This window comes from Streptomyces poriferorum (assembly GCF_019399235.1).
GTDB classification, from domain to species: Bacteria; Actinomycetota; Actinomycetes; order Streptomycetales; family Streptomycetaceae; genus Streptomyces; species Streptomyces poriferorum.
In genome coordinates, this window is the sequence record NZ_JAELVH010000060.1 from 1 (window position 1) to 17,984 (window position 17,984).

General features: G+C 67.5%; 15 protein-coding genes. 7 read left to right on the forward strand and 8 right to left on the reverse strand.

Features of this window, described 5'->3' with window-relative positions; all coding sequences use genetic code 11:
• Positions 1 to 79: 79 nt before the first annotated feature.
• Positions 80 to 1,558 carry a replicative DNA helicase gene (gene dnaB, locus JGS39_RS13445; RefSeq protein ID WP_219569099.1) on the reverse strand — a complete coding sequence of 493 codons (1,479 nt, stop codon included), beginning with the start codon at positions 1,556 to 1,558 and terminating at the stop codon, positions 80 to 82.
• Between the two features lie 459 nt (positions 1,559 to 2,017).
• Between dnaB and JGS39_RS13450 the strand changes: the two genes are divergently transcribed.
• Entirely contained in the window at positions 2,018 to 3,355 is a 1,338-nt protein-coding gene (locus tag JGS39_RS13450; protein WP_219569100.1) for an MATE family efflux transporter, read from the forward strand.
• Between the two features lie 175 nt (positions 3,356 to 3,530).
• Here the strand turns inward: JGS39_RS13450 and rplI are convergent, their stop codons facing one another.
• The 4 genes from rplI to rpsF form a co-directional block, all read right to left on the reverse strand.
• Complete coding sequence (gene rplI, locus JGS39_RS13455; RefSeq protein WP_073733221.1) at positions 3,531 to 3,977, reverse strand: 50S ribosomal protein L9; 447 nt, start codon at positions 3,975 to 3,977, stop codon at positions 3,531 to 3,533.
• Between the two features lie 18 nt (positions 3,978 to 3,995).
• Positions 3,996 to 4,232 carry a 30S ribosomal protein S18 gene (gene rpsR / locus JGS39_RS13460; RefSeq protein WP_003967857.1) on the reverse strand — a complete coding sequence of 79 codons (237 nt, stop codon included), beginning with the start codon at positions 4,230 to 4,232 and terminating at the stop codon, positions 3,996 to 3,998.
• A gap of 43 nt (positions 4,233 to 4,275) precedes the next feature.
• On the reverse strand, positions 4,276 to 4,893 hold the full coding sequence (locus JGS39_RS13465; RefSeq protein WP_148019638.1) for a single-stranded DNA-binding protein: 618 nt from the start codon (positions 4,891 to 4,893) through the stop codon (positions 4,276 to 4,278).
• A gap of 74 nt (positions 4,894 to 4,967) precedes the next feature.
• The gene (gene rpsF, locus JGS39_RS13470; RefSeq protein ID WP_148019639.1) at positions 4,968 to 5,258 is read right to left on the reverse strand and encodes a 30S ribosomal protein S6; all 291 of its coding nucleotides are present in this window, start codon (positions 5,256 to 5,258) and stop codon (positions 4,968 to 4,970) included.
• 279 nt (positions 5,259 to 5,537) lie between these two features.
• Here rpsF and JGS39_RS13475 point away from each other — a divergent pair, with 279 nt between their 5' ends.
• From JGS39_RS13475 to JGS39_RS13485, 3 genes are all read left to right on the forward strand, one after another.
• On the forward strand, positions 5,538 to 5,858 hold the full coding sequence (locus tag JGS39_RS13475; protein ID WP_219569102.1) for a hypothetical protein: 321 nt from the start codon (positions 5,538 to 5,540) through the stop codon (positions 5,856 to 5,858).
• Positions 5,859 to 6,047: 189 nt separating this feature from the next.
• Positions 6,048 to 7,166, forward strand: a complete 1,119-nt coding sequence (locus tag JGS39_RS13480) for a lipid II:glycine glycyltransferase FemX (protein WP_219569104.1) — start codon at positions 6,048 to 6,050, stop codon at positions 7,164 to 7,166.
• 133 nt (positions 7,167 to 7,299) lie between these two features.
• Positions 7,300 to 8,331: an alanine racemase gene (locus JGS39_RS13485; RefSeq protein ID WP_136330867.1), complete on the forward strand. Its 1,032-nt coding sequence runs from the start codon at positions 7,300 to 7,302 to the stop codon at positions 8,329 to 8,331.
• A gap of 20 nt (positions 8,332 to 8,351) precedes the next feature.
• On the opposite strand, the gene JGS39_RS13490 is transcribed toward JGS39_RS13485, so the two are convergent.
• Together JGS39_RS13490 and JGS39_RS13495 are read right to left on the reverse strand one after the other, a co-directional pair.
• The gene (locus tag JGS39_RS13490; protein WP_219569106.1) at positions 8,352 to 9,848 is read right to left on the reverse strand and encodes a glycosyltransferase family 87 protein; all 1,497 of its coding nucleotides are present in this window, start codon (positions 9,846 to 9,848) and stop codon (positions 8,352 to 8,354) included.
• Positions 9,849 to 9,981: 133 nt separating this feature from the next.
• A complete protein-coding gene (locus JGS39_RS13495; protein WP_219569108.1) occupies positions 9,982 to 12,720 on the reverse strand; it encodes a transglycosylase domain-containing protein in 2,739 nt (912 codons plus the stop codon).
• 401 nt (positions 12,721 to 13,121) lie between these two features.
• Between JGS39_RS13495 and JGS39_RS13500 the strand changes: the two genes are divergently transcribed.
• From JGS39_RS13500 to JGS39_RS13510, 3 genes are all read left to right on the forward strand, one after another.
• Positions 13,122 to 13,826, forward strand: coding sequence for a PadR family transcriptional regulator (locus JGS39_RS13500; protein WP_219569110.1), 705 nt, complete (start codon positions 13,122 to 13,124; stop codon positions 13,824 to 13,826).
• Positions 13,827 to 13,887: 61 nt separating this feature from the next.
• Positions 13,888 to 14,970: an inositol-3-phosphate synthase gene (locus tag JGS39_RS13505; RefSeq protein WP_219569112.1), complete on the forward strand. Its 1,083-nt coding sequence runs from the start codon at positions 13,888 to 13,890 to the stop codon at positions 14,968 to 14,970.
• A 124-nt stretch (positions 14,971 to 15,094) separates the two neighbouring features.
• Entirely contained in the window at positions 15,095 to 16,354 is a 1,260-nt protein-coding gene (locus JGS39_RS13510; protein WP_219569114.1) for an MFS transporter, read from the forward strand.
• Positions 16,355 to 16,477: 123 nt separating this feature from the next.
• On the opposite strand, the gene JGS39_RS13515 is transcribed toward JGS39_RS13510, so the two are convergent.
• Positions 16,478 to 17,920 carry a CCA tRNA nucleotidyltransferase gene (locus JGS39_RS13515; protein ID WP_219569116.1) on the reverse strand — a complete coding sequence of 481 codons (1,443 nt, stop codon included), beginning with the start codon at positions 17,918 to 17,920 and terminating at the stop codon, positions 16,478 to 16,480.
• Between the last annotated feature and the right edge of the window lie 64 nt (positions 17,921 to 17,984).

Below are 17,984 nucleotides of genomic sequence, written 5' to 3' on the forward strand. Positions count from 1 at the left end.
ATTACCCGAGGCGGGACCGGGTCCCCAGCGATTGCCCGAGGCGGGATCGCCCGGGCCGGTTCGCCCGGAGCGGGGCTGCTCAGGTCTGCGCCATGTCCACGAAGCGCGAGTAGTGCCCCTGGAAGGCGACGGTGATCGTCGCCGTCGGACCGTTACGGTGCTTGGCCACGATCAGGTCCGCCTCGCCCGCACGCGGCGACTCCTTCTCGTAGGCGTCCTCACGGTGCAGCAGGATCACCATGTCGGCGTCCTGCTCGATCGATCCGGACTCACGAAGGTCGGAGACCATCGGCTTCTTGTCGGTGCGCTGCTCGGGGCCACGGTTCAGCTGGGAGAGCGCGATGACGGGCAGCTGGAGTTCCTTGGCCAGCAGCTTGAGGTTTCGGGACATGTCCGAGACCTCCTGCTGACGGCTCTCGGCACGCTTCGAGCCACCGGACTGCATCAGCTGCAGATAGTCGATGACCACCAGCTTGAGGTCGTTGCGCTGCTTCAGACGACGGCACTTGGCCCGGATCTCCATCATGGAGAGGTTCGGGGAGTCGTCGATGTAGAGCGGGGCCGCGGAGACGTCGGGCATCCGCCGCGCCAGCCGGGTCCAGTCCTCGTCGGTCATGGTGCCCGAGCGCATGTGGTGCAGCGCCACCCTCGCCTCGGCGGAGAGGAGACGCATCGCGATCTCGTTCCGCCCCATTTCGAGGGAGAAGATCACACTGGGCAGGTTGCTCTTGATCGAGCAGGCGCGGGCGAAGTCCAGGGCGAGCGTGGACTTACCCATGGCCGGACGGGCCGCGATGACGACCATCTGGCCCGGGTGGAGGCCGTTGGTCAGGGCGTCGAGGTCGGTGAAACCGGTCGGTACACCGGTCATCTCGCCGCTGCGTGAACCGATCGCCTCGATCTCGTCGAGCGCGCCCTCCATGATGTCGCCCAGCGGCAGGTAGTCCTCGCTGGTGCGCTGCTCGGTGACGGCGTAGATCTCGGCCTGGGCGGAGTTGACGATGTCGTCGACATCACCGTCGGCCGCGTATCCCATCTGCGTGATCTTCGTGCCGGCCTCGACGAGCCGCCGCAGGACGGCGCGCTCATGAACGATCTCCGCGTAGTACGAAGCGTTGGCCGCGGTCGGCACCGACTGGACCAGGGTGTGCAGATACGGGGCTCCACCCACCTTGGTGATCTCGCCGCGCTTGACCAGTTCGGCCGCCACCGTGATCGGGTCGGCCGGTTCGCCCTTGGCATAGAGGTCGAGGATCGCCTGGTAGACGGTCTCGTGCGCGGGCCGGTAGAAGTCGTGGCCCTTGATGATCTCCACGACATCGGCGATGGCGTCCTTGGACAGGAGCATGCCACCGAGGACGGACTGCTCCGCGTCCAGGTCCTGGGGCGGCACCCGCTCGAATCCGGAGGAACCGCCCTCCCAGTCGCTGCTCTCCCGGCCTCGCTCGTGCTGCTCGCCGCGGTCCCTGCTCTCACCCCGGCGCTGGCGGGAAACGGGCAGCCGGTCGCTGGGACCGGTGTCGGCCCAGGGATCGTCCAAAGGCTCGGGAATGCTCATCCGGCCACCTCCTCCCGTCCGCTCCGCGGACCTAGCCGTGCCACTCTTTCTTACGGCACGGCACCGACAAACAAGACGCCCGACTCCGGTTCCGGTGTGTCGGGTTCTGCGGGTTTCCAGGGCCGAAACGAGGTGTGGGCGCCGGACCACGTTAGGCGCCTCGGCACCGTCAGCCAATCTGGTTATCCACAGGGCATGTGGACGACGGACCAGATGCTGTGGAGAAGTCCGCAGAACCTGTGCACGGACCGGGGGACAGCACTGTGGACAAACTCATAGCCACGCCACCATCAGCGGCTTGACCTGCGCTTTCTCCATCCACGGGCTGTGGGGGAGAAAAACTTTCCGAGTCAGCACAAGATCGTGGCAACCGGCACATGCCAGAACGTCACTCCGCGGTATTTGTAAGGATCGCAAAGGGCTTGCATCCATTACCTGTGGAAGATTAGATTGACTCCCATGATCCAGGCACCGGCGACCCCGCCGTCACGTCGCGGGCGCCACGACCGCGAGATCATCGCGCTCGCCGTCCCCGCCTTCGGCGCCCTCGTGGCAGAGCCCCTTTTCGTGATGGTCGACAGTGCCATCGTCGGCCATCTCGGGACTCCGCAGCTGGCCGGTCTGGCCGTGGCCGCAGCCTTGCTGACGACCGCCGTGAGCGTCTTCGTCTTCCTCGCCTACGCGACCACCGCAGCCGTCGCACGACGGGTCGGCGCCGGCGATCTGCCGTCCGCGATCCGCCAGGGCATGGACGGCATCTGGCTGGCGATCCTGCTCGGCATCGCCGTCATCGCCCTGGCACTGCCCCTGGCCCCCTGGCTCGTCGAGGTGTTCGGTGCCTCCGACACCGCAGCCCCGTACGCGACCACCTACCTCCGGATCTCCAGCCTCGGCATCCCCGCGATGCTGGTGGTGCTGGCCGCGACCGGTGTGCTCCGGGGTCTGCAGAACACCCGCACCCCGCTCTATGTGGCCATCGGCGGATTCGCTGCCAACGGAGCCCTCAACGTAGGCCTCGTCTACGGCGCCGGACTCGGCATCGCAGGATCGGCCTGGGGCACGGTGCTCGCCCAGTTCGGCATGGCGGTCGCCTATCTCGTGGTCGTGGTCCGTGGCGCCCGGCGGCACGGGGCCTCACTGCGCCCCGACGCCGCCGGCATCAAGGCCAGCGCCCGGGCAGGCGTGCCCCTTCTGGTCCGCACGCTGTCGCTCCGCGCCGTCCTGCTCATCGCCACCGCCGTCGCCGCCCGGCTGGGCGACACCGACATCGCCGCGCACCAGATCATCCTGTCGCTGTGGAGCCTGATGGCCTTCGCGCTGGACGCCATCGCTATCGCGGGCCAGGCCATCATCGGGCGGTATCTGGGGGCCGGTGACACCAAGGGTGCCCGTGAGGCCTGCCGACGCATGGTGGAGTGGGGAATCGTCTCCGGTGTCGTGTTCGGAGCCCTGATCGTTCTGGCGCGTCCGCTGTTCGTCCCGCTCTTCACCAGCGACCAGTCCGTGCAGGACACGCTGCTCCCCGCCCTGCTGGTGGTTGCGCTGACCCAGCCGGTCGCCGGAGTCGTCTTCGTCCTGGACGGCGTACTGATGGGCGCCGGAGACGGGACCTATCTGGCCTGGGCCATGCTCGTGACCCTGGCGGTCTTCGCCCCGGCAGCCCTGCTGGTTCCAGTCCTCGGGGGCGGTCTGACCGCGCTGTGGTGCGCGATGGCCCTCATGATGCTCGTCCGCATGGCGACGCTCTGGCTTCGCGCCCGCTCCGGCAGGTGGATGGTCACGGGCGCCACCCGGTGAGCACACCGCGCCGGACCTGTTTCACGTGAAGAGCCATCCCGATTCCCGCAAAGACCGGGCCCGTTTCACGTGGAACGGGCCCGCCGTTTCACGTGAAACAGGTCCGCCCCGGCAACGGCGAAGGGCCGCACCCTCAGGGTGCGGCCCTTCACTGTTCTGCTGAGGTGCGGCCCAATCAGGCAGCAACAACCTCGACGCCGAGCTTCGCAGCGACCTCGGGGTGCAGACGCACGGACACCTGGTGTCCGCCGAGCGTCTTGATCGGCGAGCCGAGCTCGACGCGACGCTTGTCGACATCCGGGCCACCGGCGGCCTTGATCGCCGAAGCGATGTCGGCCGGGGTGACAGAGCCGAAGAGACGGCCGGCGTCGCCGGAGCGAACGGCCAGACGGACCTTCACGGCCTCGAGCTTGGACTTGATCTCGTTGGCCTGCTCGATCGTGGCGATCTCGTGGATCTTGCGGGCGCGGCGGATCTGCGCCACGTCCTTCTCGCCACCCTTGGTCCAGCGGATGGCAAAGCCACGCGGAACCAGGTAGTTACGGGCGTACCCGTCCTTGACGTCAACGACGTCGCCTGCAGCACCGAGGCCGGAGACCTCGTGGGTGAGGATGATCTTCATGATTCGGTCACCCTTCCCTTATCGCGCGGTGGACGTGTAGGGCAGCAGCGCCATCTCACGGCTGTTCTTGACTGCCGTGGCGACGTCACGCTGATGCTGCGTGCAGTTGCCGGTGACGCGGCGGGCACGGATCTTGCCGCGGTCGGAAATGAACTTCCGCAGCATGTTCGTGTCCTTGTAGTCCACGTACTGGGTCTTGTCCTTGCAGAACGCGCAGACCTTCTTCTTAGGCTTGCGCACAGGCGGCTTCGCCATGGTGTTTCTCCTGTGTGATCAAGAAGTGGGGGTACGAGCTGCCCTAGAAGGGAGGCTCGTCCGAGTAGCCGCCGCCAGAACCGCCGGAACCGCCGGAGCTTCCGCCCCAACCGCCTCCGCCGCTCTGCTGGCCCCCGCCCTGCTGGCCGCCGGCCGGCGCGCTCGTGGCCCACGGGTCGTCGGCGGGAGCACCGCCACCACCCTGCTGGCCACCAGCACCGGGACCGCCGCCCCAGTTACCGCCACCCTGCTGGCCGCCGCCGTATCCACCCTGGCCGCCGCCCTGGCCACCGCGACCGGTGGTCTTGGTGACCTTGGCAGTCGCGCTCTTGAGACTGGGGCCGACTTCCTCGACGTCCAGCTCGTAGACCGTGCGCTTAACACCCTCGCGGTCTTCGTACGACCGCTGCTTCAGCCGGCCCTGCACGACAACGCGCATGCCTCGCGTGAGCGACTCGGCGACGTTCTCCGCCGCCTGACGCCAGACCGAGCAGGTGAGGAACAGGCCTTCGCCGTCCTTCCACTCATTGGTCTGCCGGTCGAAGATGCGGGGTGTGGACGCGACGCGGAACTTCGCGACCGCCGCACCGGACGGGGTGAAGCGCAGCTCGGGGTCGTCGACGAGATTGCCGACGACCGTGATGACGGTCTCGCCTGCCATGGATGAACCTCTCGGCGGGGATTGCTTCTGGCTGCTTGCTGCTACTCGAACCCGATGACCACTGAGCTAGAAGCTCAGTGGATCTCGGGACGGAGGACCTTGGTCCGGAGGACCGACTCGTTCAGGTTCATCTGGCGGTCGAGCTCCTTGACGACCGCAGGCTGGGCCTGCAGGTCGATGACCGAGTAGATGCCCTCGGGCTTCTTCTTGATCTCGTAAGCGAGCCGACGACGGCCCCAGGTGTCGACCTTCTCAACCTTTCCTTCGCCCTCACGGACGACGGAGAGGAAGTTCTCGATCAGCGGGGAGACTGCTCGCTCCTCGAGATCGGGGTCGAGGATGACCATCACCTCGTAGTGACGCATGTGGAACCCACCTCCTTTGGACTCAGCGGCCACGGTCGTTCCGTGGCAGGAGGGTCGTGATGCGTAAGCAACAGTGTCTCCGAGTAGAACAGCCGCCACTGACAACGCCCTCCTTCGAGAAGGGGCTGACTGTGCTGGCCTGGGCAGACACCGGTGCAGACCGTCCAGAGTACCTGTAGACAGGCTTCCGGTTGAAATCCGGTGGTCAGGAGACGCAATCTGTACACATCGGGTGTGAGCGGCGCCACGACGCGCCGCCTTTCGGCCAGGAGGTACTCCATGGCACAAGCAATGCGATCCCGCCCCCGCTCGTCCGTCTCCCTCTTCGCGACGGACGGCAAGCCCCACCCGCTCCAGGACACCCTGGTGGCGGTGACGGTGGCTCTCGGCGCCCTCGCGTTCGTGACGGCGATGTTCCACAGCCTGCATCTGATCAGCTCGTGGGCCGGACTCGTCGGAATCATCACAGGCGGATACGGGCTGTACATCTCCGCCACCACACGGGAACGGTTCCCGCTGCTGGTCGGCATGGGCGCGGCCGGCCTCGGGTTCTTCCTGGGCATGGCCCACGGCGGACTCTTCGGCGGCGTGATCAGCTGACCGCGGCGCAGCAGCCTCCCGGGCAGCCTGCGGGGCGGCCCCATCCACGGACGGGGCCGCCCTGTACGCCGTACCGGGACCGCACGGGTACGACGGGGCCAGACCGCGCGCTTCCCGGTCACAGTAGGCTTCGGCGCGAGAGCCGGAGCCCCTGACCCATGGGGACACACCTGCCGAGGAGCGCCCCGCATGAGCCTGACCCTGAGGACCATCAGCCGAGAGCAGCATCTGGCGTACATCCAGAGTCTGCCCGCGGCCAGTCACATGCAGGTCCCGGCATGGGCGGATGTGAAGGCCGAGTGGCGCTCGGAGAGTCTGGGCTGGTTCGACAAGGGCGGCCAGCTCGTCGGCGCCGGCCTGGTCCTCTACCGGCAGCTGCCCAAGATCAAGCGATACCTCGCGTATCTGCCCGAGGGCCCGGTCATCAACTGGTACGCCCCCAATCTGAACGACTGGCTGCAGCCGATGCTGGCGCATCTCAAGCAGCAGGGTGCCTTCTCCGTGAAGATGGGCCCGCCGGTCGTCATCCGCCGCTGGGACGCCGCCGCCATCAAGGCCGGCATCCAGGACCCGGACGTGAAGCGTCTGCGCGACGTCGAGGCCACCCACATCGAGCCGCGTGCCTTCGAAGTCGCGGACCGGCTGCGGAAGATGGGCTGGCAGCAGGGCGAGGACGGCGGCGCCGGATTCGGTGACGTACAGCCTCGCTACATCTTCCAGGTGCCGCTGGCCAACCGCTCCCTCGAAGACGTGCACAAGGGCTTCAACCAGCTCTGGCGGCGCAACATCAAGAAGGCCGAGAAGGCCGGTGTCGAGGTCGTCCAGGGCAGCTACGCGGAGCTCGCCGAGTGGCAGCGCCTCTACGAGATCACGGCGGAGCGCGACCACTTCCGCCCGCGTCCGCTCGGCTACTTCCAGCGCATGTGGACGGCCCTCAACAACGAGGACCCCAACCGGATGCGGCTCTATTTCGCCCGTCACGAGGGCGAGAACGTCGCGGCCGCGACCATGCTGATCGTGGGCGGGCACGTCTGGTACTCGTACGGCGCCTCGGCCAACCACAAGCGCGAGGTCCGTCCCTCGAACGCGATGCAGTGGCGGATGCTGCGCGACGCGTACGCGATGGGCGCCACGGTCTACGACCTGCGCGGCATCTCCGACTCGCTGGACGAGACCGATCACCTCTTCGGCCTGATCCAGTTCAAGGTGGGCACCGGCGGCCAGGCCGCGGAGTACCTCGGTGAGTGGGACTTCCCGCTCAACAAGCTGCTGCACAAGGCTCTCGACATCTACATGTCACGCCGCTGATCCGCCGCGCAAGGCTGACGAAACCGGCTTTATTCGTTTCAATGGGCTCTTCCGGCAGGACCTGAGAAGGCGCTTCCGGAGCACCGCACACCACCGACACCACCGCAGCCACCAGAAAGGTTCCGGACCGGCCATGGCGCTCTCCCTGTACGTCGACACCGCGCGCTGGCGGGCGCACCAGAAATCCGTGCTCGACCAGTTCCCCGGCCTCGTACCGGTCTGCAAGGGCAACGGGTACGGCTTCGGCCACGAGCGGCTGGCCGACGAGGCCATCCGCTTCGGCTCCGACATCCTCGCGGTCGGCACCACCTACGAAGCGGCCCGTATCAAGGACTGGTTCAGCGGTGATCTGCTGGTGCTCACGCCGTTCCGGCGGGGCGAGGAGCCGGTGCCGCTGCCCGACCGGGTCATCCGCTCCGTCTCATCCGTGGACGGCGTGCACGCCCTGGTGGGCGCCCGTGTCGTCATCGAGTGCATGAGCTCGATGAAGCGCCACGGCGTCAAGGAGGAGGAGCTCGGGCAGCTGCACGCCGCCATCGAGGACGTACGTCTCGAGGGTTTCGCCCTGCACCTGCCGCTGGACCGCACGGACGGCTCGGACGCGGTCGAGGAGGTCATCGCCTGGATGGACCGTCTCCGGGCTGCCCGGCTGCCGCTGCACACGATGTTCGTGAGCCATCTGCGCGCCGAGGAGCTGGGCCGGCTGCAGCAGCAGTTCCCGCAGACCCGCTTCCGCGCCCGCATCGGCACCCGGCTGTGGCTGGGCGACCACGAGGCGACGGAGTACCGGGGCGCGGTGCTCGACGTCACGCGCGTCGTCAAGGGCGACAGGTTCGGCTACCGGCAGCAGAAGGCCGCCTCCGACGGCTGGCTCGTCGTCGTCGCGGGCGGCACGTCGCACGGCGTGGGCCTGGAGGCTCCGAAGGCGCTGCACGGTGTGATGCCGCGCGCCAAGGGAGTGGCGCGGGCGGGTCTCGCCACCGTCAACCGCAACCTGTCGCCGTTCGTCTGGGCCGGCAAGCAGCGCTGGTTCGCCGAGCCGCCGCACATGCAGGTGTCGATCCTGTTCGTCCCCTCGGACGCGGAGGAGCCGCGGGTGGGCGACGAACTGGTGGCCCATCTGCGTCACACGACGACCCAGTTCGACCGGCTCGTCGACCGCTGAGGCCCCGGGCCGCCGGTCGCTCAGTCGGCGACCGGTGTGCCCGCCGTGCCCCACTCCACCCGCGGGCCCGTCTCGGCGAACGCGGAATGGCGCGGCGGATGCGTCGCCGCGTGCCCGAGGACGAAGACGTCCTCGGCCCCGTCGAGAACCCCGCCCGACGGGTCGTCCGAGCCGTCACGCCGCACCACGTCGCGCTCCGGCATCAGGATGTCCCGTACGACCACGGCGCAGAGGTAGAGCGTGCCCAGCAGGTGCAGGACGATCGCCAGCTGATAGCCCTCCGTGGGCAGTCCCTGGTGCTTGTCACCGCTCGTCGTGTAGGCGAGGTACATCCAGATGCCCAGGAAGTACATGACCTCGCACGCCTGCCAGATCAGGAAGTCCCGCCAGCGCGGCCTGGCCAGCACGGCGAGAGGGATCAGCCACAGGACGTACTGCGGTGAGTAGACCTTGTTGACGAGGATGAACACCGCGACGACGAGGAACGCGAGCTGGGCGAAGCGCGGCCGGCGCGGTGCCATCAGCGTCAGCGCCCCGATCGCGGCGCACAGGCCGACCGTCGCCAGCGTGGAGACGGTGTTGACCGTGGAGACCTCGATGGGTTCGCCGGTGCGCTGGGTGATGACCAGCCAGAAGGAGCCGAAGTCGATCGAGCGTTCCTGGCTGAAGGTGTAGAACTTCTTCCAGCCCTCGGGCGCGAACACCATCACCGGCAGGTTGACCACCAGCCAGGAGGCGGCCGCGCCGAGCGTCGCCACCGAGAACTCCCGCCACTTCCCGGCCCGCCAGCACAGCACGAAGGCCGGGCCCAGCAGGAACACGGGATAGAGCTTGGCGGCCGTGGCAAGACCGATCAGGATGCCGAACGCGAGGGGGCGGCTCCGGGACCACATGAGCATCGCCGCGGCCGTGAGGGCGACAGCCAGCAGGTCCCAGTTGATGGTGGCCGTGAGCGCGAACGCGGGCGCCAGCGCCACCAGCAGGCCGTCCCAGGGGCGGCGGCGGTGCGTGCGTGCGACACACACGGCGAGGACGGCGGTGCAGACCATCAGCATGCCCGCGTTGACGAGCCAGTAGGCCTGCTCCTGCTCCTGGATGGAGCCGCCCGGGGTGAACCAGGCGGCGATCTGCATGAACACGCCGGTGAGGACCGGGTACTCCAGGAACTGCATGTCGCCGGGCAGCCGGTCGAAGTACGGCACCAGGCCCTCGGCGAAGCCGCGTCCGGAGTACAGATGCGGGATGTCGGAGTAGCAGGCATGGGTGTACTGCGAGCCCGCACCCCTGAACCACGCCCAGTTGTAACAGGGCAGCTTCTGCACCATGCCGAGCGCGAACATCCCGATCGCCACCAGCGCGACGGCACCCACGGGGGTGAGCGCGGTGCTGCCGAGACGGGTCCAGCGCCCCGACCTCCCACCGATCAGCTCGCTGCCGGCCGCGGCGATCTCGTCCTGGTGCGTGGGCCGTACGACGGACCGTTCCTGGTGCACGCTCGTGTCCTCTGCGCTTGGCATGCCGCACATCCTGCCGTACCGGACTGTGGAAACGGTGAGGGCCGCCGCACCTTGTGGTGCCGCGGCCCTCGTCATGCTGCTCGGGTCACCTCGCGCGGCCCCGGTGGGACGCCCGAGATGTACGGGCGGGGCGTTACCCCCCGCCGCCGATCCAGCCGCCGTTCCCGTTCCCGTTCCCGTTGCCACCTGTTTCGGGTGACGGGCTGGTGCCCCCGGCCGTCTCGCCCTCCGTGGTCCCGGTGGTGGTCCCGGCGTCCGTGCCGCTGGTTCCGCCGTCGGTCGTCCCGGCGTCGGCGCCCCCGTCGGTCCAGCCGGTCGAATTGCCGCCGCCGTTGTTCTGGCAGGCCACGTCCCACGTACCGCAGGTCTCGGTCGGGTCGGGAGTCGGGACGTCGGGGGTCGGCGACGGTGTGGTGGTCTCCGTTTCGGTCGGCGTCGGCGTGGGCGTCGGCGTGGGCGTGGGCGTCGGCTTGGGGCTCGCGCCGCCGCCGTAGACCGTGTCGCCGATCGGCTCCGGCTTCGGGAAGGACAGCTTCTCCTGGCCCTTCAACGCGTCGGCCATGTAGTCGTGCCAGATCTGCGCGGGGAACGACGCACCGTGGATCGACGTCTCATTACCGGTGCCGTACATCTTCAGGAACTTGCGGTCCTTGTTCTTCTCGTTGTCGTCCAGCCGGTACATGCTGATCGCGGTCGACAACTGCGGGGTGTAGCCCACGAACCAGGCGGACAGGTTGTCGTCCGTCGTACCCGTCTTGCCCGCGACGTCCCGTCCGGGAAGCCTTGCGGGCGTGCCGGTTCCCTTGTCGACGACGTTCTTGAGGACGTCGGTGACGTTGTCGGCGATGATGTTGGAGAAGGCGCTCTTGGCGACCTCCTTGTGCTGGTAGACCACCTCGCCGCCCTTCTTCACCTCGGTCACCGAGAAGGGCTCACGCTGCTGGCCGCTGGCCGCGAAGGTGGCGTACGCCCCGGCCATGCGGGTCGTACTGGGCGAGGAGGTACCGATGGAGAACGACGGCACGCTCGCGTTCGCCATGTATTCGTCGTCCTTCAGGCCGGCCGCGATGGCCACGTCCTTCACCTTGTCGGTGCCGACGTCCATGCCCAGCTGCACGTAGGGGGAGTTGGCGGACACCCGCATCGCCTCGCGCAGGGTGACGTTGCCCAGCGAGTCGTCCCCGTCGTTGACCTGGAGCCACTCCTTGCCCTTCTCGTCGGTCCAGACATCGCCGTTGTACTTCTTGATCTTCAGCTTGTTGTCGCCGTTGTAGATGCTCTTCGGCGAGACCTTCGTACGCTGCGACTCGTCCTGCTCGGGGCCGCCCGAGGGGTCCCGCTTGCCGTACTCCATCGCTGCCGCCAGCACGAACGGCTTGAAGGTCGAGCCGACCGCGGCGCCGGTGGGATCGGCGTTGCTGGTGTAGTGCTTCGTCGCGTCCACACCGCCGTAGATCGCCTCGATGGCACCGGTCTTCGGATTGACCGACGAGCCGCCGAACTGGACGTGGGTGTCCGTCTTGGGGCGCTTCTTGGAGTCGATCTTCTCGTCGTAGACCCTCTTGACGGCCTTGCTGAGCTGGTCGACCTTCTTCTTGTCGAAGGTCGTGTGGATCTCGTAGCCACCCTGGTCGAGCTGGTCGCGGGTGATGTCGTAGTTGTTGAGGAAGTTGGACCTGGCCATCGCGACGAGGTAACCGATCTGGCCGCCCAGCTGAGCGTCCTTCTTCGGCTTGTCGGGCATCGGGAACTCGGTGTACTTGTCGCGTTCCGACTGCTCCATGCGGCCGTCCTTCACCTCCTCGTCAAGGATCCACTTCCAGCGCTTGATCGCCCGGTCCGTGTTCTTCGCCGGGGTCGCCTCGACCGGGTCGACCTCCGTGGCACCTGCGGGGTCGTAGTAGCTGGCCCCCTTGAGCAGGGTGGCCAGGAAGGCGCACTGGCTCGGATTCAGCGCCTTGGCGTCCTTGCCGTAGTACGTACGGGCCGCCGCCTGGATGCCGGAGGCACCGCGTCCGTAGTACGAGACGTTGAGGTACCCCGCCATGATTTGTTTCTTGTCCATCTCGCTGCCGACCTTCAGCGTGATGAAGAGTTCTTCGAACTTGCGGCTCAGGGTCTGGTCCTGGGAGAGCCGGGAGTTCTTCACGTACTGCTGGGTGATCGTCGAGCCACCCTGGGTCGCGCCGCCCTTGGCCATGTTGAACACGGCTCGGGCGATACCCATCGGGTCGATGCCGTGGTCGGTGTCGAAGGTCTTGTTCTCCGCCGAAATGACGGCGTTGCGCATCGCTTCCGGGATCTGGGCGTAGTCGATGATCTGGCGGTTGACGTCACCGCCGGTCGCCACCATCTGCGAGCCGTCTTTCCAGAAGTAGACGTTGTTCTCCGCCTTCGCGGCCGCCTGGACCTCAGGTTTGGCGACCATCGCGTACGCAAGGCCGGCGAGCCCCATCAGAAGGCCGAGAAAGGCGATGCACAGCCCGGAGACCAGCTTCCACGACGGCATCCAGCGCCGCACGCCGTACTTGCCGGCGCGCGGGTAGTCGATGAAGCGCTTCTTGGCCGGACGCTGGCTCCCGCGTCCACGCCCGCGGCCGGGGCCCTCATTGCCGCCGTCGCCGCCTCCGCGTCGCCGGCCGCCGCCCCCTCCGTCGGAACCGCCGCGGCCACCGCCGCCACGCTGTGCGGCCCGTCTGGCCGCGGCACGCCCGCCGTACGGGGAATCCTCGCCGTAGGAATCGGAAGGTGACTCTGAAGTTACTCCGCGTGACGGTGCCGCGCGGCGTCCAGGTGACTGCTGGGCGGCTCGTCTGGCCGCGGCACGCCCGCCACCTTGCGGTTGCGGCATCTTGCGACGGTGCTCGCTCATCGAACGACTACTCCTCGGGCAGGCGAGATCGCCTGGAAGCGGCAGTTGAGATCCGGTCCCCCGAATTACGGACCAGCCCTGCGACAGGCTCATCCGCAGTGCATCCGGTCAGTCCGCGAAAACTGACGCGCTCGGACGTCACGCGGTTCCCGGTGGTCTGCATGCCGCACAGACTACGCACGGTCAAAACCCTCCTGGGGCCGAACTTCACCCCAAATTACGCAAGTCGGTTACTACGAATTGGCGATGTGACGCCGCTCACTAAGGCACCCCTTGTCGCAGCCCCGACTCCGATCTATCGTGCTGATGTATCGACTCGATACATCAGCTCGGTACATCGACTCGGTACATCGGCTCGGCACAGGGTCACGTGAGAGCACTCGGAGAAGGAGGAGGCGAGGTTGAGCAGACGCTCAGGCATCCTCGAGTTCGCCGTTCTCGGACTGCTCCGCGAGTCCCCGATGCACGGCTACGAGCTGCGCAAGCGCCTCAACACCTCGTTGGGGATCTTCCGAGCCTTCAGCTACGGAACCCTTTACCCCTGCCTCAAGACGCTGGTCGCCACCGGCTGGTTGATCGAGGAACCGGGGAATGTTCCGGCAGACCTTCCGCCGGGCGCCGGTCGTGCGGTCGCCCCCGCCTCTTCACTGGCAGGGCGCCGCGCCAAGATCGTCTACCGGTTGACGGCAGAAGGTAAGGAGCACTTCGAGGAGCTGCTCTCGCACACCGGCCCCGACTCCTGGGAGGACGAGCACTTCGCTGCTCGTTTCGCCTTCTTCGGGCAGACGGAGCACGACGTGCGGATGCGGGTGCTGGAAGGCCGTCGCAGCCGGCTGGAGGAGCGCCTCGAGAAGATGAGCGCCTCTCTGGCCCGCACCCGCGAGCGCCTCGACGACTACACACTTGAGCTTCAGCGACACGGCATGGAGTCCGTGGAGCGCGAAGTGCGCTGGCTGAACGAGCTCATCGAGAGCGAGCGGTCGGGACGGGATCAGCGACGATCCTCGCCCGAGGGCTCAGCTCAGCAGAACACCGCAGGAGAGCCGGACGGCCTGCCCCGGCGGGGTAACAACCCGCCGGATCCGTCCGGCGACACCGCCAAGTGAGTTCCCCGCAGATCCGCGGGGCCTCATCAGGAACATCCATTACACACAGGGAGCAACCGGAATGGGTTCGGTTCGCGTAGCCATCGTCGGCGTGGGCAACTGCGCCGCCTCGCTGGTCCAGGGCGTCGAGTTCTACAAGGACGCCGATCCGGCCGGCAAGGTGCCCGGTCTGATGCACGTCCAGTTCGGCGAGTACCACGTGCGGGACGTCGAGTTCGTCGCCGCCTTCGACGTCGACGCGAAGAAGGTCGGGCTCGACCTCTCGGACGCCATCGGCGCCAGCGAGAACAACACCATCAAGCTCTGCGACGTGCCGAACGCCGGCGTGACCGTCCAGCGTGGCCACACCCACGACGGCCTGGGCAAGTACTACCGAGAGACCATCGAGGAGTCGGCCGAGGCCCCGGTCGACATCGTCCAGATCCTCAAGGACCGCAAGGTCGACGTCCTCGTCTGCTACCTGCCGGTCGGTTCCGAGGTCGCTGCGAAGTTCTACGCGCAGTGCGCCATCGACGCCAAGGTCGCGTTCGTCAACGCTCTCCCGGTCTTCATCGCCGGCACCAAGGAGTGGGCGGACAAGTTCACCGAGGCCGGTGTCCCGATCGTCGGCGACGACATCAAGTCGCAGGTCGGCGCCACCATCACGCACCGCGTGATGGCGAAGCTGTTCGAGGACCGGGGCGTCGTCCTGGACCGCACGATGCAGCTGAACGTCGGCGGCAACATGGACTTCAAGAACATGCTCGAGCGTGAGCGCCTGGAGTCCAAGAAGATCTCGAAGACGCAGGCCGTCACCTCGCAGATCCGTGACCGCGAGCTCGGTGCGGACAACGTCCACATCGGTCCGTCGGACTACGTGGCCTGGCTGGACGACCGCAAGTGGGCGTACGTGCGCCTCGAGGGCCGCGCGTTCGGCGATGTTCCGCTGAACCTGGAGTACAAGCTCGAGGTCTGGGACTCCCCGAACTCGGCCGGTGTCATCATCGACGCCGTCCGCGCTGCGAAGATCGCGAAGGACCGCGGCATCGGCGGCCCGATCCTCTCCGCGTCCTCGTACTTCATGAAGTCCCCGCCGGTTCAGTACTTCGACGACGAGGCCCGCGAGAACGTCGAGAAGTTCATCCGCGGTGAGGTCTCCCAGTAACGTCACCTGACACGGTGCATCGGCGCGGCGCAGTGAGGAGCGGCAACGCTCTTTGACTCACGCACCTTTGAGGGTCCCCGGGCAATCCGCCCGGGGACCCTCAACGTATGTGACCCTTGCTCCCATGCCCGTCGTGCGTGACCTGCGCGTGCTCCTGCGCCTTCGGAACTTCCGCCGCCTGCTGACTGTGCGGATCCTGTCCCAGTCGGCCGACGGCGTCTATCAGGTGGCCCTCGCCGCGCATGTCGTCTTCTCCCCGGAGAAGCAGGCCTCCGCCGGTGCGATCGCCTCCGCGATGGCCGTACTCCTGCTGCCCTACTCGCTCATCGGCCCGTTCGCCGGTGTACTGCTGGACCGCTGGCCACGCAGGCAGGTCTTCCTCTACGGCAACCTGCTGCGCGCCACACTCGCCTGCTGTACCGCGCTCCTGATCCTCGGCTCAGCCCCCGACTGGCTCTTCTACGCCTCGGCGCTCTGCGTGACCGCGGTCAACCGCTTCGTCCTGGCCGGCCTCTCCGCCGCCCTGCCACGCGTCGTCGACCGGGACCTGCTGGTGCTGGCCAACTCGCTGTCGCCGACCGCGGGCACCCTCGCCGCTACGGCAGGCGGCGGCCTCGCCTTCGCGGTCCGCCTGGCCCTCTCGGACTCCGACGCCGCGGTGGTGCTCCTGGGCGCCGGACTCTATCTCGCCTCGGCACTGGCCTCCCTGAGCCTTGCTTCCGGCCTGCTGGGTCCGGACCAGGCGGAAAGCCACCTTCGCCTGCGTGCGGCGCTGACCACCACCGCACGCGGTCTGGGCAACGGATTGCACCATCTGGCAGAACGAAGGAACGCCGCTCGGGCCCTGGCCGCCATGACAGTGATCCGCTTCTGTTACGGGGCGCTGACGGTCATGGTCCTGATGCTGTGCCGGTACGCCTGGACCGACAACGATTCCGACGGGCTGGCGCTGCTCGGCCTGGCGGTCGGGGTGTCCGGTGCGGGCTTCTTCACGGCCGCCGTACTGACTCCCTGGGCCGCGGGCCGGCTGGGAAGGTTCCGCTGGATGGTCGTGTGCGCCGCAGCGGCCGCTGTCCTTGAGCCGGCACTTGGCCTCTGGTTCAGGCCCGCCCCGATGCTCGTCGCAGCGTTCGTCCTCGGCCTGGTGACCCAGGGAGCGAAGATCGCGACGGACACCGTGGTGCAGACGGCGGTGGACGACTCGTTCCGCGGCAGAGTCTTCTCGCTCTATGACGTGCTGTTCAACGTGGCCTTCGTGGGCGCCGCCGCAGCCTCCGCGCTCCTCCTGCCCGCCGACGGGAGATCAGCAACGGTGGTGATCGGCGTCGCCTTGCTCTACGCCCTCACGGCCGTGATGCTGTGGCGATGGAGCAGGACCGACTGAGGGCGCCGCTTCGGCGGATGGCACTGTTTCACGTGAAACAGTGCCATCGGCGCATCCGCAACGGGTCATGTTTCACGTGAAACATGACCCGTTGCCCTGCGGGCAGAGCGGGTCTCCGCGACCTCAGCTCTGCGCCGCCCACCACTTCTTGAGCTCTGCGACTGCCGTGTCGTGCTCCATCGGGCCGTTCTCCAGCCGCAGTTCAAGCAGGAAGGCGTACGCCTTGCCGATGACCGGCCCCGGTCCGACGTCCAGGATCTGCATGATCTCGTTGCCGTCCAGGTCCGGCCGGATCGAATCCAGCTCCTCCTGGTCCTGCAGCTGAGCGATACGCTCCTCGAGCCCGTCATAGGTCCGCGAGAGAGCACTGGCCTTGCGCTTGTTGCGCGTGGTGCAGTCCGAGCGGGTCAACTTGTGCAGCCGCTCCAGCAAGGGACCCGCATCGCGCACATAGCGGCGGACCGCCGAGTCGGTCCACTCCCCGTCGCCGTACCCGTGGAAGCGCAGGTGCAGCTCCACCAGCTTGGCAACGTCCTTGACCATGTCGTTGGAGTACTTGAGATCGGTCATGCGCTTCTTGACCATCTTGGCGCCCACTACTTCGTGGTGATGGAACGAGACCCGCCCGTCCTTCTCGAACCGCCGGGTCCTCGGCTTGCCGATGTCATGGAGGAGAGCGGCGAGGCGCAGAACGAGGTCCGGGCCGTCCTGCTCCAGGTCGATCGCCTGCTCCAGGACGGTCAGGGAGTGCTCGTACACATCCTTGTGGCGGTGATGCTCGTCACGTTCCAGCCGGAGTGCGGGGAGCTCGGGAAGCACCTGGTCGGCCAGTCCCGTGTCGACGAGGAGCGCGAGGCCCTTACGGGGATGCGAGGAAAGCAGGAGCTTGTTGAGCTCCTCCCGGACCCTCTCGGCAGAGACGATCTCGATCCGGCCCGCCATCTCCGTCATCGCGGCGACGACATCCGGGGCCACCTCGAAGTCGAGCTGCGCGGCGAAGCGCGCGGCGCGGAGCATGCGCAGTGGGTCGTCGGAGAACGAGTCCTCAGGCGTTCCCGGGGTGCGCAGCACGCGCTCCGCCAGGTCATCGAGGCCACCGTACGGATCGACGAACTCCTTCTGCGGCAGCGCGACGGCCATCGCGTTCACCGTGAAATCACGGCGGACGAGGTCCTCCTCGATGGAGTCGCCGTAGGAGACCTCGGGCTTCCGCGAGGTCCTGTCGTACGCCTCGGACCGGTATGTGGTGACTTCGATCTGATAGCCGTCCTTCTGCGCGCCCACCGTGCCGAAGGCGATCCCGACCTCCCACACCGAGTCCGCCCAGGGCCTGACGATCTTCAGCACGTCCTCGGGACGCGCGTCGGTCGTGAAGTCCAGGTCGTTCCCCAGCCTGCCGAGGAGCGCGTCCCGGACCGACCCGCCGACCAGGGCGAGACCGAATCCGGCATCCTGGAATCGGCGGGCGAGATCGTCGGCGACCGGGGACACCCGCAGCAGTTCGCTGACTGCGCGGAGCTGCACCTGGGTCAGGGCGCTGGAGTTGTCTTCATTGGCGTTCGGCACAACAGAAAAGGGTACGTGCCCGGACCGGCCCGGACGTCATGGTTTCCGTTCACCCTGCGAGACG

What these genes read in the sequence shown, in the direction of transcription:
- dnaB (WP_219569099.1), bottom strand. Translation starts at nt 1,558, where the DNA reads ATGAGCATTCCCGAGCCTTTGGACGATCCCTGGGCCGACACCGGTCCC.
- JGS39_RS13450 (WP_219569100.1), top strand. Translation starts at nt 2,018, where the DNA reads ATGATCCAGGCACCGGCGACCCCGCCGTCACGTCGCGGGCGCCACGAC.
- rplI (WP_073733221.1), bottom strand. Translation starts at nt 3,977, where the DNA reads ATGAAGATCATCCTCACCCACGAGGTCTCCGGCCTCGGTGCTGCAGGC.
- rpsR (WP_003967857.1), bottom strand. Translation starts at nt 4,232, where the DNA reads ATGGCGAAGCCGCCTGTGCGCAAGCCTAAGAAGAAGGTCTGCGCGTTC.
- JGS39_RS13465 (WP_148019638.1), bottom strand. Translation starts at nt 4,893, where the DNA reads ATGGCAGGCGAGACCGTCATCACGGTCGTCGGCAATCTCGTCGACGAC.
- rpsF (WP_148019639.1), bottom strand. Translation starts at nt 5,258, where the DNA reads ATGCGTCACTACGAGGTGATGGTCATCCTCGACCCCGATCTCGAGGAG.
- JGS39_RS13475 (WP_219569102.1), top strand. Translation starts at nt 5,538, where the DNA reads ATGGCACAAGCAATGCGATCCCGCCCCCGCTCGTCCGTCTCCCTCTTC.
- JGS39_RS13480 (WP_219569104.1), top strand. Translation starts at nt 6,048, where the DNA reads ATGAGCCTGACCCTGAGGACCATCAGCCGAGAGCAGCATCTGGCGTAC.
- JGS39_RS13485 (WP_136330867.1), top strand. Translation starts at nt 7,300, where the DNA reads ATGGCGCTCTCCCTGTACGTCGACACCGCGCGCTGGCGGGCGCACCAG.
- JGS39_RS13490 (WP_219569106.1), bottom strand. Translation starts at nt 9,848, where the DNA reads ATGCCAAGCGCAGAGGACACGAGCGTGCACCAGGAACGGTCCGTCGTA.
- JGS39_RS13495 (WP_219569108.1), bottom strand. Translation starts at nt 12,720, where the DNA reads ATGAGCGAGCACCGTCGCAAGATGCCGCAACCGCAAGGTGGCGGGCGT.
- JGS39_RS13505 (WP_219569112.1), top strand. Translation starts at nt 13,888, where the DNA reads ATGGGTTCGGTTCGCGTAGCCATCGTCGGCGTGGGCAACTGCGCCGCC.
- JGS39_RS13510 (WP_219569114.1), top strand. Translation starts at nt 15,095, where the DNA reads ATGCCCGTCGTGCGTGACCTGCGCGTGCTCCTGCGCCTTCGGAACTTC.